Annotated in this window: 11 protein-coding genes and 1 tRNA gene; 7 read left to right on the top strand and 5 right to left on the bottom strand. The window is 44.3% G+C overall.

Going from position 1 to position 13,737, the window contains the following annotated elements; all coding sequences use genetic code 11:
* Positions 1-4: 4 nt before the first annotated feature.
* Complete coding sequence (locus R3O62_RS03420; RefSeq protein WP_005811517.1) at positions 5-964, bottom strand: FimB/Mfa2 family fimbrial subunit; 960 nt, start codon at positions 962-964, stop codon at positions 5-7.
* Positions 965-1,754: 790 nt separating this feature from the next.
* Between R3O62_RS03420 and R3O62_RS03415 the strand changes: the two genes are divergently transcribed.
* From R3O62_RS03415 to R3O62_RS03405, 3 genes are all read left to right on the top strand, one after another.
* Positions 1,755-2,384: a hypothetical protein gene (locus R3O62_RS03415; RefSeq protein ID WP_044300934.1), complete on the top strand. Its 630-nt coding sequence runs from the start codon at positions 1,755-1,757 to the stop codon at positions 2,382-2,384.
* Positions 2,385-2,432: 48 nt separating this feature from the next.
* Complete coding sequence (locus R3O62_RS03410) at positions 2,433-2,996, top strand: cob(I)yrinic acid a,c-diamide adenosyltransferase (RefSeq protein WP_005782133.1); 564 nt, start codon at positions 2,433-2,435, stop codon at positions 2,994-2,996.
* 71 nt (positions 2,997-3,067) lie between these two features.
* Positions 3,068-3,289 carry a DUF2795 domain-containing protein gene (locus tag R3O62_RS03405; protein ID WP_002558131.1) on the top strand — a complete coding sequence of 74 codons (222 nt, stop codon included), beginning with the start codon at positions 3,068-3,070 and terminating at the stop codon, positions 3,287-3,289.
* Between the two features lie 73 nt (positions 3,290-3,362).
* On the opposite strand, the gene R3O62_RS03400 is transcribed toward R3O62_RS03405, so the two are convergent.
* Genes R3O62_RS03400 through R3O62_RS03390 form a run of 3 tightly spaced genes read right to left on the bottom strand, consistent with a single transcriptional unit; the run spans position 3,363 to position 6,995 of the window.
* Positions 3,363-4,550, bottom strand: a complete 1,188-nt coding sequence (locus tag R3O62_RS03400) for a porin (RefSeq protein ID WP_234069847.1) — start codon at positions 4,548-4,550, stop codon at positions 3,363-3,365.
* Between the two features lie 32 nt (positions 4,551-4,582).
* Entirely contained in the window at positions 4,583-5,641 is a 1,059-nt protein-coding gene (ansB, locus tag R3O62_RS03395; protein ID WP_005782137.1) for an L-asparaginase 2, read from the bottom strand.
* A gap of 43 nt (positions 5,642-5,684) precedes the next feature.
* The gene (locus R3O62_RS03390) at positions 5,685-6,995 is read right to left on the bottom strand and encodes an anaerobic C4-dicarboxylate transporter family protein (protein ID WP_005811415.1); all 1,311 of its coding nucleotides are present in this window, start codon (positions 6,993-6,995) and stop codon (positions 5,685-5,687) included.
* Positions 6,996-7,316: 321 nt separating this feature from the next.
* Between R3O62_RS03390 and aspA the strand changes: the two genes are divergently transcribed.
* Entirely contained in the window at positions 7,317-8,750 is a 1,434-nt protein-coding gene (gene aspA, locus R3O62_RS03385; protein WP_032536174.1) for an aspartate ammonia-lyase, read from the top strand.
* 186 nt (positions 8,751-8,936) lie between these two features.
* Positions 8,937-10,097, top strand: a complete 1,161-nt coding sequence (locus R3O62_RS03380; protein WP_195341508.1) for a 6-bladed beta-propeller — start codon at positions 8,937-8,939, stop codon at positions 10,095-10,097.
* A 97-nt stretch (positions 10,098-10,194) separates the two neighbouring features.
* Here R3O62_RS03380 and R3O62_RS03375 read toward each other — a convergent pair.
* Positions 10,195-10,282, bottom strand: a tRNA-Ser gene (locus tag R3O62_RS03375).
* A 340-nt stretch (positions 10,283-10,622) separates the two neighbouring features.
* Here R3O62_RS03375 and R3O62_RS03370 point away from each other — a divergent pair.
* Both R3O62_RS03370 and priA read left to right on the top strand, forming a co-directional pair.
* Positions 10,623-11,201, top strand: coding sequence for a porin family protein (locus R3O62_RS03370; protein WP_005782143.1), 579 nt, complete (start codon positions 10,623-10,625; stop codon positions 11,199-11,201).
* A gap of 75 nt (positions 11,202-11,276) precedes the next feature.
* Positions 11,277-13,736 carry a replication restart helicase PriA gene (gene priA, locus R3O62_RS03365; RefSeq protein ID WP_044300984.1) on the top strand — a complete coding sequence of 820 codons (2,460 nt, stop codon included), beginning with the start codon at positions 11,277-11,279 and terminating at the stop codon, positions 13,734-13,736.
* The last annotated feature ends 1 nt before the right edge of the window (position 13,737 follow it).

The raw sequence follows: 13,737 nt of genomic DNA, 5'->3' as shown, positions 1-13,737 counted from the left end.
TTTATTATTCCAGTGTCGGTATGTCTATCGTTTCGTTTTCTTCTTGCCAGTTGTCGATGGTGAATCCTCCGGAAGTTTCTTCCGAGAAGATGTCACCTAAAGTCAGTGTGAGAGTCAACTTGTTATTAGCTTTTAACGGAGCGTTCAGCGGTTGCTGATAGGTTTTGGTATTTCCGTTCTTCAGTTTGATGATCAGTTTGAACATTGGTTTCGCAGATGAAGGAAAAAGCATGACCGTAGCATTGCTCATCTGCGTGCCGTCAGCTGACAGTACGAGTGGGAAGGCCACTGTCTTGGTTTGGTTTACCGGAGCGGCAGTATACACATTCAGTTTTTCGGCAATGCCTCCTATATGAACTTCCATGCTGGCAATGCTGGAACTGAGGATTCCATTGTTCTTGTTTTTTACGATTACTTTCAGACCTGCAACCACACGCTGCATGGCTGCGCTCAACTCTTCCGTACCAATATGTGCCGGTTTTACGGTATATACCAAATCGAATACCGGATAATAGGTGGTATCCGTCGAGATTCTCCGGAGCCCGAAGTATTGCTGGGAAAGATCGCCTCCGATAGTGATTTGGGGATCAATGACAACCGGATTGCTGTAAATGGGCTCTTCATATTTCGGGGTACCCCAATAAATCATGTTATAAGTACCTACCGGAAGTGAGAGTTCCCTATTCTTATTTCCGTAAATTGCCCCATCTTGAAGATAGTACATTCCCGGGAATGGGGTCAGCTTGCCTTCTATGTAATTTCCATAATAAATGGCACTGCCAGCCTGGCAAGGATAGGCTTCTAATACACCGGTCATCGGACTTTGGGTATCGGATAAGGTGACACTCAGGTCGGGGGTGACCAGTCCTCCGTTATCTTCCTTACATGGCGCACACGAATTGTCATCCGAACAACTGTAGAATATTGCAGCCGTCAAGAGGGTCAGGAATATTAATTTCTTCATACTTAATGCTGTTTAGGTTTTTAGTCTTTGAATAACACACTATGAAGTATTTGGTTCTAAAAAGTTTAGGAAGAGTATCAATGGTAGGGAGAGTGGTAGGCAAAAAATATAGGGCTACTTTGTTGAGTAACCCTATCAATTGGATTGAAAAAATAGCATGACGTTGATCATGTCTTTATGTTTTGGTTATTATAAGCTGTCTATGGATACACAAAGGCTTTTGGGACTGTGTCAAAACTCTTTTTTACCACAGATTGCACAGATTATCACAGAATAAGAATGATGATAATTAATAACTTAAAAATCACTCTATGTTACTCTGTCTCCTCTGTGGTGAGTTTCGATACACCCTCATCACGAATGGAATGCGGTCTTTCTTCTAATGTACTGTAGTATCACGTCATTCTCTCTTTCTATCATAATAAATTAATGTTCAATTCATATTTAATAAGTTAGTTCCTAAAGAAAGTTTCGCTATCTAAATGGAATGGGTGGTCTATGACGCCGATTAATAGCCCCTGATTTGCAAAATATATGTTTTCCATGTTTTTCTTTTCATTAGTAATGCAAATATATTAAATAAAAGTCAACTTGTAATAAATGTGCTGATTAAATATTAATCGGTTTTTAGATCAGGATATTGTGCTAAGATATATAGTATATTCTTAGAACTGTGCTGAATAGATAGTTTGGATATGAGTTGAATCTATCAGAAGGTTTGGGTTGAAATTGTTCTGTTTTGATAAAAAGTATATCTTTGTGCGTTGAACGCGATATATTTCAATTTATTATGAACGGATTTCTACTGTTGAAACGCCCTTTTATCTGGCTGGCCCGCTTTCGTCACCGTTGTGGATATGGGGTTCATTCACCATTTGCTTTCGACTTGATAACCAACGTCATTTATGAGCGTACCCCTTACTATGCTTACAGTTTGCTGGAGACTGAACAAAAGAAAATGTCGGTAAATCCCGGCAAGAAGTGGAAGCATGAATCAAAGAAGGTGAACCGGTTATTGTTCCGGTTGGTCAACCGAATGCAACCTGCTACGATTGTAGATGCCGGAACGTTGTCGGTATCGTCTCTATATTTGCAGGCCGGACATGCTAAGGCGGGTTATCTGGGTGCTTCTGATTTGTCCGAACTCTTTTTAGAGAAAGATACACCTGTCGATTTTCTTTATTTGCACCATTACCGTAACCCGGAATTTGTAGAGAAAGTATTCGATATCTGTGCGTCGAGAACAACGGAGCAAGGAGTTTTTGTGATTGCCGGTATCTGCTATACGAAAAAGATGAAAGCACTCTGGAAAAAGATACAGCAGGATGACCGGACGGGTGTTACATTCGACTTATATGATCTTGGAATCGTCTTTTTCGACCGTACGAAGATAAAACAGCACTATATCGTCAACTTCTGAATCCTTTTGTGTGTTAACCTTTACAGAAATAATAAACTTACTATCATTATGAAAAAGAGTCTTGTATATACAAAAACGGGTGATAAAGGAACAACGGGTCTGATAGGAGGAACCCGTGTGCCGAAAACCCACATCCGCCTTGAAGCGTATGGAACGGTCGATGAACTGAACTCGAATCTGGGATTACTGGCAACTTACCTGATGGACGAGCATGATTTGGATTTCGTACAGTCGGTGCAGGATAAACTGTTTGCCATTGGTTCGCATCTGGCCACTGACCAGGAGAAGATCCAACTGCACGATGTCAGTATTATTACCCCTGCCGATGTAGAAGCTATTGAACGTGAAATTGATGCTGCCGACGAAATTCTTCCGCCTTTACATTCCTTCATCATTCCGGGAGGAAGTCGTGGCTCGGCACTTTGCCACGTTTGCCGTACCGTTTGCCGGAGGGCGGAGCGGCGTATTCTTGCATTATCCGAAAGCTATACAATCTCTGCTGATTTGCTGGCTTATGTCAACCGGCTGTCTGATTATTTATTTGTCTTGTCTCGTAAAATGAATTTTAATGAGGGAAAAGACGAAATATTTTGGAATAATAGTTGCAAGTGAAATTTTTTATTATACTTTTGCCGAAAAATAGAGAGTAGGTATTAATATTCACATTTTAAATACGAAAGCTTATGTATTGGACGTTGGAATTAGCATCTAAACTGGAAGATGCTCCTTGGCCGGCAACTAAGGATGAACTGATTGATTATGCCATGCGGTCGGGTGCTCCTCTTGAAGTGATTGAAAACCTTCAGGAAATGGAAGATGAAGGCGAAATCTATGAAAGTATAGAAGATATTTGGCCGGATTACCCCAGTAAAGAAGATTTCTTCTTCAATGAAGAGGAGTATTGATACGAACGAATGAATTGAAAATAATAAATAGTCCCGATAAACGATCCGGTTTATCGGGACTGTTTTATTGGTATTAGAACATCGGTAACTGATAGATGAAACCTAAAGACAAACGATTGGTACTGTAGTTCTCCTGTCCCAGTACTTTGGCACGATGTGTGAAGTCGTATGAACGTCCCACGTAAGTCAGGAAGAAATGCAGGTTGGTCTTCATCGGGTAGAACTCTACTCCGGCCAGGTATCCCCAGGAAGTACGGTAGTTACCTTTTTCAATGCCGTCAGTTGCTTTAGTAACCGAAGCGGTTTCATACATACCTTTTACAAAAGCATTCCATTTCGGGAGGAAACGGTAGTTGAGCTTGGTCACCACGGATAAGTAACCGGCGTTGAAAGCATTGTGTCCGCTGGCATTACCCACGATTCCGGTGATAGTACCGTTGCGGTCGATGCCTTCCTGCGAATACATGAAGTCGACAAACATATTGAACTTATCCAGATTCAGCTCGTTGCCCACTGCATAATAGTAGAGGTTCTTGCCTTTGGCTTCACTCATGACGGAGGCTGACCAGCGGGTTTTGAATACCTCATTGAAGTTGCCGTTCCAGTTCAGGGTATAGACCAGTGGCATCTTCCCCGATTTGAGATCCGGCAATTTGCCTTCCGAATCTTCGGTGATTCCGTATGTTTTGTCAAACGAACTGTTACGACTATTCAGAATCTGCAGGTTGAGTTGCTGGGTGGGGGTAATATTATAACCGACGTTCAGTCCGGTCATAAAATTACTCATATTGTCGATCATGTCACTGTATTCGTAAATGTCGATCGGATTCAGGTCGAACTCAAATCCCCCGTAAGCGGCACATTGCTTACCGGCAAAGAAAGAGAACTGATCATTCAGTTTCACACCGATTCCGGCATAGTCTATCGAGGTAGGGATGTTATCGATCATTCCTCCTCCTTCGTTCGAACGGTTCAGGCGTTGACGATAGCGGTAAGAGAGCCAGCTGTTGAGATTGCCTTTTGCTTCGATGCGGAGTTGACGCATTTTGAATACTCCTTCGTCGAAACCATCGCGGAAGTTAGCGTCAAAACTACCTTGCATATTGAGGTACAGATTGAACTTATCCGTCTTTTTTTGCACGTTGGCCAGTTCTTCGTACAACGATTTGTTTTCCAGAAACATTTCTTTCTTTTCTGCCTTTTGTGCATATACTCCTTGAATGCTGCCCGCAAGGAGCAGCATTGCCATTAATTTCTTCATAAGTGTTCAGGTTTTATCGGTCCGATGCCCGGTTAGTACTCATTAAAATATTGCTGAATCTGCTTCCAGTCGTTGGTTTTGGTCAGTGCAAGCATCAGCAGTACACGTGACTTTTGCGGGTTCAATTCCTGCGAAGCGATAAATTGATATTGAGCATCATCCACCTCGGCATCCAGTGTCGTAGGTCCGGTCGGTACACGGGATGAACGGACAACGAGTATTCCTTTCTTACGGGCTTCTGTCAGTACCGGGAAAATGTTCTTGTGAATGTTTCCGTTACCTACGCCGGCATGGATAATACCCTTATAATCGTGGTGTAGAAGTGGGGTTACCATATCTGCCTCAATGTTTGAGTAGCTATAAACGATACCTACTTTAGGCAGAGAGTTCAGGTTGGTTACGTCGAACACAGACTGAGTGGTATGCTTTTTCAGTGGGGCTTGGTTGTAAAATACCTTTCCGTTGAAGATATAGCCCAACGCTCCGGAGTTGGGTGCCTGGAAGGTTTGTACATCGATTGTATTCATTTTTAATACACTTTCTGCCCCGAGAATCAATCCGTTCATGGCTACCAGTACGCCTTTGCCTACAGATTCTTTGGCCCCTGCGGTGACTACGGCGTTATAAAGGTTCAGCGGACCATCGGCACTAAGTGCGGTGGAAGGACGCATGGCTCCTACCAGCACCACCGGCTTGTCGCTTTTGACGGTCAGGTTCAGGAAGTAAGCCGTTTCTTCCATTGTATCTGTTCCGTGAGTGATAACGATGCCGTCGATATCCGGACGTTTCAACAACTGGTTGATCTTTTTGGCAAGTATCAGCCATACTTCGTCGTTCATGTCCTGCGAACCGATGCGCACAATTTGTTCACCGGTCACATTGGCAATGTTTTTTAGTTCGGGTACTGCATCCAGCAGTGTACCGATTGCTACTTGTCCGGCTGTGTAATTGGTAGAGGTTGCCGAGCCGCCTGTCCCGGCAATCGTTCCTCCGGTAGCAAGGATGTGAATGTTTGGCTTCTGTGAGAAGGCCATCATTGTGGAAAGCAGTAGTGTAACCACTACAAGGCTTAGTCTTTTTAGTTCTTTCATGACTCAACTGTTATTTAGGTTAAAAAATAGATAGTTCGTATTTTTAAAATACCTGGATGAAGAGCAATCCGAGTATGATAGCTACAACGGTTGATACCAATCCGGGCATCATAAACGAATGATTCAACACATATTTACCGATTTTGGTTGTTCCTGTACGGTCGAAATTGATGGCAGCAACCACCGTCGGATAATTCGGAATGAAGAAGTATCCGTTTACGGCCGGGAACATGGCGATCAGCATATACGGCGAAATGCCGAGGGCGATGCCCAGTGGCATCAGTGCACGTACTGTGGCTGCCTGACTGTAAAGCAGGATAGACATTACGAACAAAGCTATTCCGAATAACCACGGCATCTGCCGAACCAATCCTTCGATAGATTCTGTCAGTTGCCCCATGTTGCCTTGCAGGAATGTGTCACCCATCCAGGCTATACCGAAGATGGCGATTACCGCCTGCATTCCTGCCGGGAAAACAGAACCTTGTGTTGCTTTGATTCCATCCGTCTTGGTAATCATCAGGATAAGCGCAGCTGCCGAAAGCATTACGATTTCAATAATGGCAGACATCCCTAATGTAACGGTTTCTCCGTCTATCAGGAAGGTGGGGCGCATACCGTCGAAAGAACCGAAGAATACGATGAAGGCCGTTGCTAAAATGAAAATTAGAACCGAGATCATTGCATTGCGCTTGTTGTGTACGTCCTTAATCTCTACTTTCTTAGAGTTGAAATACCCTTCTGCCAATCGCTTCTGATATTCCGGGTCGTCCACCAGTTCTTTGCCCACTTTCATTGAGAACAGTGCACCTACCAGCACACCGATAATGGTAGCGGGGATCGTTATTTTTAAAATGTCAAATAAAGTAATGTCAAAACCTGCCAGAAGTCCGAGCAAGGCAACTGTGGCTGCCGAAATGGGACTGGCCGTGATGGCTTGCTGGGAAGCGATAACGGCGATGCCAAGAGGGCGTTCCGGACGGATTTTTGTTTCGGTGGCCACTTCGGCAATCACCGGCAGTACGGAATAGGCAACATGTCCCGTACCGGCGACGAAGGTGAACAGATAAGTCACAATAGGACTCAAAAGAGTGACGTGTGACGGGTTTTTACGCAATAACTTTTCTGCCAGCTTCACCATATAGTCCAGTCCGCCGGCTGCCTGCATGCATGATGCGGCCGAAATAACCGCGGCAATCATCAACATTACATCGATCGGAGGGGCTGTGGGTTGCAGTCCGAAGACAAAAGTCAGTATCCCTAAACCTACGCCACCCATTACTCCGAGTCCGATACCTCCCAAACGGGCACCGATAATAATAGCTGTCAGTACAAAAGCCAATTGTAAAATCATATCTTTCTTTTTTAATTTTTTGGCAAAGATAATTTAATAAATTGTCTCTGAATTGGTAAATGATATGGTAATCAACAAAAAAGAAGTTAATTGGTTTTTGCTGATTTGCATATTTTTTCATTATGAAGGAGATTTTATAAAATATCTCTCAATCGGATGCTATTTACAATATGATACATGTATTTGCTTTATTATACGTAAATCACTCCTTGTTTAAAGTATGTTAACTAAATAGTGAATATGATTGCTTTCAAAACAATATTGCTTAAGTTTGGTTATTATAAACACAGTTAAGATTATAATTGTTAATAAAGATATATTATGAAAGAAGAATTATCGAAAGCAACTCGTACAGAGAGTGATTTAATAGGTGAACGTGAAGTACCCGAAACCGCTTTGTATGGCGTACAAACCCTTCGGGGCATAGAGAACTTCCGCATTAGTAAATATCACCTTTGTGAGTATCCGTTGTTTATCAATGCACTTGCCATAACCAAGATGGGAGCCGCTATGGCTAACTTTGAGCTTGGATTGCTGACTGAAGAACAGGCAAATGCCATTCTCCATGCATGTAAAGAAATTCTGGAAGGCAAACATCACGACCAATTCCCGGTAGACATGATTCAGGGTGGAGCCGGAACTACCACCAACATGAATGCCAACGAGGTGATAGCCAATCGTGCCCTCGAACTGATGGGACATAAACGCGGAGAGTATCAATATTGTTCGCCCAATGACCACGTCAACCGTTCGCAGTCCACCAACGATGCCTATCCCACTGCCATCCATATAGGTATGTATTATACGCATCTGAAACTGGTGAAGCATTTCAAAGAAGTGATCGGTGCTTTCCGGAGAAAAGCAGAAGAGTTTGCACATGTGATCAAGATGGGGCGTACACAGTTGGAAGATGCGGTGCCGATGACGCTTGGGCAGACATTCAATGGTTTTGCCAGCATCCTTCAAGATGAAATTAAGAATCTGGACTTTGCTGCACAGGACTTCCTGGCAGTCAATATGGGAGCTACTGCCATCGGAACCGGAATTACCGCCGAACCGGAATATGCTACCAAATGCATCGCGGCCCTTCGGAAGATTACCGGGCTGGATATCCGTTTGGCCGACGATCTGATAGGAGCTACTTCCGATACTTCCTGTCTGGTGGGGTATTCTTCAGCCATGCGTCGTATAGCTGTAAAAATGAATAAGATTTGCAATGACTTGCGTCTTCTGGCATCCGGTCCGCGTTGCGGGTTGGGTGAGATCAATCTGCCTGCCATGCAACCCGGGTCGTCTATCATGCCCGGTAAGGTAAATCCGGTTATCCCCGAAGTGATGAACCAGATCGACTATAAAGTGATAGGCAACGACCTTTGCGTGGCTATGAGTGGCGAAGCGGCTCAGATGGAGCTGAATGCGATGGAACCGGTTATGGCACAGTGTTGCTTTGAATCTGCCGATTTGCTGATGAATGGCTTCGATACACTGCGTACTTTGTGCATAGACGGCATTACGGCCAATGAGGAGAAATGCCGGAAAGATGTTCACAACAGTATCGGTGTTGTGACGGCCCTCAACCCTGTCATCGGGTATAAGAATTCTACCAAAATTGCCAAAGAGGCACAGGAGACCGGTAAGGGAGTTTACGAACTGGTGTTGGAACATAACATTCTTTCGAAAGAAGACCTTGATACGATCCTGAAGCCGGAAAACATGATTCATCCGGTTAAACTCGATATTAAGCCTAACAACTGATCCGGGGAATCCGGTCAGCATATTTAAGAAGTTGTATCCCAATCCGGTTACAGTTCTTTCTTCCGTTTAGGGAGGATAGGAGAATTGCAGCGGTTTGGGGTACAACTTCTTTTTTTATTTTCTGAAGTTTGAGAGCTGAATCCGGTATTTTTTTTCTATCTTGCCGGTGTGATTAATGATGATACTATGAAAAAATTCCCTTTTTACTTTCTGGTGCTGTACCTGTTGGCTTCATGCCAGGGGACGAAGCAGGCGGAGACTCAGGCTTTATCCGTTGTCGACATGACAAAAAGTTACCCTGAAAAAGAGATTGTTCTGCAAGACATTGCCGATGTGGAATATATTCCTTTGGAAACTACCGATGACTTTCTGTTCAATGGTGTTGCCGCGATAGTGTCCGATAAATATATCGTGACGATAGGTCACCAGAGTGAAGATGTCTGTCTGTTCAGCCGGGAGGGAAAAGCCCTTACCCGTATCCACCGGGTGGGAAATGGTCCGGGAGAATACAAAGATATTGCGACGGTAGACGTAAACTGGGAGAATGGCGAACTTTATCTGAAAGAGATGAACCGGCAAAAAATTCACGTCTATTCGCTGGATGGCACGTTCAAGCGTTCGCTTCCTTATCCCGAAAATATATGGTTGAACCAGATGTATCTTTTCTCTCCCGAATATCTGATTGCCTCCCGGGACTTCACTCCTTCCGCAGGTTCGGATGCCGGGTTCCATCCCTACCTCCTTGTCTCTACCGAGAGCGGACAGCTGGATTCTTTGAGCTATGTGCAGAAAAAATGTGTGCAAGTTAAATTAATCATCAACGAGCAAGCGCATCTGTATGGCTATATGCATGAGCCATCGATTATTTGCAATGGTTCCCGGTTCTACATAGGCAATGCGGACTCGGATACTTTGTTTACGATGGAGCCGGATTTTGCTTTAAAACCTTTGCTGGTCCGGACCCCTTCACATAATGAAGAAGGGAACCAGTATGGTTTGTTTTTGAAAGGAGTGGCGGGACCCTATCTTTTTTTAACCAAGCAACCGATGGAGATACCTATGAACAGCATTGATCATCTGGATTTGCAAAATGAAGAATGGCTTTATGATCGCCGTACCCAGGAGGTTTTCCGCTATATTTTCAAGAATCGTGAAGATACTTCGAAACCGGTCTCAGGCATCATGTTTTATCGTTATCCCGAAGATTGCGCTTTAGTCATTCTGAAGTCGGAAGATTTGGTGGAGGCTTACGAAGCCGGTGAGTTGAGTGGTGAACTGAAAAAGATTGTTTCGGGAATGAAAGTAGATGATAATCCTGTCCTGATGCTGATACAGTTTAAGGGATAGGGAAACGGTCTTTATAGAGAAGGGGGAGGTGTCACAGTCTGTGGTGAAACGGGCTTTTGCAAGGCTCTTTTTCTTAATCGGAACCTGCAAGCCTGTGCGGAAAGAGTGGGATTCAAACCCACGGAACAGACAAGCCGTTCACCGGATTTCGAGTCCGGCCCATTCGATCACTCTGGCATCTTTCCTTAAATGTACTACAAAGGTAAATCGTTTTATGATTTGTTGTTCCGGTAAGGGTGTTTTTTTCTTCTTGCCGGGATTTTGCTGCTACTTTATGAGGTTGCGGGTCTATTATTAAAAAATCCGATATACCAGTTGTACATCTCGTATATAGTTCCCTAAGATGATAAAGATGGATCTTTTTATTGAGAAAACGGCAAGTCCTTTATATTGGCGATTGAAACAACAAAATGCTGTTGAGTAATGTTATAGAATAGAGCGCTTTGCTGAAAATATGCAAACGAATTTAATGTTTTTTTAATTTAAAACTATATCTTTGTCCCGAATTTTAAACACAACTTAGTTATGAAAAAGATTATTAGTGCTTTAATGATAGCTGTATGTATCGGTATGGCTATGCCTGCTCAGGCACAACTTATCAAGTTTGGTGTGAAAGGTGGTGTAAACCTGGCAAAAGCTGATTTTAATAAGTCTGATTTAAAAACAGACAACTTTACCGGTTTCTTTATCGGCCCGATGGCTGAGGTTACTATCCCACTGGTAGGTTTGGGGGTTGACGGTGCTCTTTTGTTCTCTCAGAGAGGTGTCAAAGTAGGTGATGAGTCTATCAGACAGAATGGTCTCGATATTCCAATTAACTTGAAGTATACTATTGGCTTGGGTAGTGCATTGGGTATCTACGTGGCAGCCGGTCCGGATTTTTATTTTAACTTCTCAGGCGATAAGAATTACGAGGACCTTGGTCGGTTGAATAAAAAGAACGCACAGATAGGTATTAATGTAGGTGCCGGTGTGAAATTACTGAGGCATTTGCAGATAGGAGCCAATTATAATATCCCGTTGAATAAAACAGCGGAATGGAAAGAGGCTGATTTTTCTTATAAGACTAAAATGTGGCAGATATCTGCTGCTTATATTTTCTAAGAAATCAGAATCATCTGATGATATACAAATCCCCGGCGTTTGCGTCGGGGATTTTTTTGTATCTTTGTCCTCACGATGAAAAAGTATGTAGATGTCATATTACCTTTGCCTCTTCCCCGTTGCTTCACTTATTCCCTTCCGGACGAAGGAGCAGAAGAGGTACAAATCGGTTGTCGGGTAGTCGTATCTTTCGGGCGGAAAAAGTATTATACAGCCATTGTTTGCAATGTTCACTATTATGCGCCGACTGAATATGAAGTCAAAGAGATTTCCGCCGTACTTGATACCTCTCCGATACTGCTCCCTGTACAATTCCGGTTTTGGGAATGGTTATCCGATTATTATCTCTGTACACAGGGCGATGTCTACAAAGCGGCGTTACCTTCCGGTTTAAAACTGGAAAGCGAGACAATTGTTGAATACAACCCTGACTTTGAAGCCGATGCTCCCCTTCCCGAACGGGAACAACGGATACTTGACTTGCTTGCAAAAGATCCTGAGCAGTGCGTCACCAAACTTGAAAAGGAGAGTGGTCTGAAAAACATACTTACTGTTATTAAATCCTTGCTCGATAAGGAAGCCCTTTTTGTAAAAGAGGAACTTCGCCGTACCTATAAACCTAAAACAGAAGTCCGGGTCCGGCTGACGGCCGACGCTTCGGGCGAGGAGAATCTCCGGCGACATTTTGATAAATTAGAACGCGTCCCGAAGCAACTGGCACTGTTGATGAAGTACGTCGAGCTTTCCGGGGTATTGGGAGACGGCACGTTGAAGGAAGTATCGAAAAAGGAATTGTTGCAGCGTGCTTCCGCTTCTCCTGCCGTTTTTAACGGATTGGTAGAAAAGCGGGTCTTTGAAGTCTATCAACGGGAAATCGGCCGGTTGAACCGTATCTCGGGACAAACGGTGGAACTGAACGTTCTGAACGAACATCAGCAGCGGGCTTATGATGAAATTGTGCGGAGCTTTCAAGAGAAGAATGTCTGCTTGCTCCACGGTGTGACTTCCAGCGGAAAGACTGAAGTGTATATCCATCTAATAGAAGATGCTTTACGTCAGGGGAAACAGGTGCTTTACCTGTTACCCGAAATTGCGTTGACCACTCAGATTACCGAACGTCTGAAACGGGTGTTCGGCTCCCGGTTGGGGATCTATCACTCCAAGTTTCCCGATGCCGAACGGGTTGAGATCTGGCAGAAGCAATTGACGGAAGAAGGATATGACATTATTCTGGGGGTGCGCTCTTCGGTATTCCTCCCGTTCCGGAATCTCGGACTGGTCATTGTGGACGAAGAGCACGAGAACACTTATAAACAGCAGGACCCCGCGCCACGCTATCATGCCCGCAATGCCGCTATCGTACTGGCTTCGATGTATGGGGCAAAGACGTTGTTAGGCACTGCCACTCCTTCGGTGGAGACCTGGCAGAATGCCACTACCGGTAAATTCGGATGGGTGGAGTTGAAAGAACGATATAAAGAAATTCAACTTCCGGAAATTATTCCGGTAGATATCAAGGAGTTACACCGCAAAAAGCGGATGACGGGGCAATTCTCCCCCTTGTTATTGCAATACGTCCGTGAGGCGCTTGATAATAAACAGCAGGTGATTCTATTTCAGAACCGGCGCGGTTTTGCCCCGATGATAGAGTGCCGCACTTGCGGATGGGTGCCTAAATGCAAAAACTGTGATGTCAGCCTGACTTATCATAAAGGCATCAATCAGCTGACTTGCCATTATTGCGGGTATACCTACCAGTTGCCCCGTTCGTGTCCGGCTTGCGAGGGAGTCGAACTTATGCACAGGGGCTTTGGTACGGAGAAGATAGAAGATGACGTAAAACTGATTTTTCCGGAAGCTTCTGTGGCACGTATGGACTTGGATACTACCCGTACCCGGTCGGCCTATGAAAAGATTATTGCAGATTTTGAGCAAGGGAAGACTGATATACTGATCGGTACCCAGATGGTATCAAAAGGACTCGACTTCGATCATGTCAGTGTAGTGGGCATCCTCAATGCGGATACGATGTTGAATTATCCCGATTTCCGTTCGTACGAACGTGCCTTCCAGTTGATGGCACAGGTTGCCGGACGTGCCGGGCGAAAAAATAAACGGGGCAGGGTTGTGCTGCAAACCAAAAGTATAGATCACCCCATCATCCGTCAGGTGATGACGAACGATTACGAGGATATGGTAGCGGGACAATTGGCCGAACGACAGATGTTCCATTATCCTCCCTACTACCGGATGGTGTATGTTTATCTGAAGAACCGGAACGAGACATTGCTGGATGTGATGGCACATACCATGGCCGAAAAGCTGCGCGCATTGTTCGGAAACCGTATACTGGGGCCGGATAAGCCTCCCGTTGCCCGTATCCAGACTTTGTTTATACGGAAAATAGTTGTTAAAATAGAACAAAATGCGCCAATGAGTCGCGCCCGTGAATTACTTTTGCGTGTACAACGGGAAATGATAGAAGACGAACGGTTTAAATCGTTGATTGTCTATTATGATGTAGATCCTATGTAAT

The organism is Bacteroides hominis (assembly GCF_033042785.2).
GTDB lineage: Bacteria > Bacteroidota > Bacteroidia > Bacteroidales > Bacteroidaceae > Bacteroides > Bacteroides hominis.
Note: the sequence above shows the minus strand (reverse complement) of the source record. Positions and strands in the feature narration are given on the sequence as shown.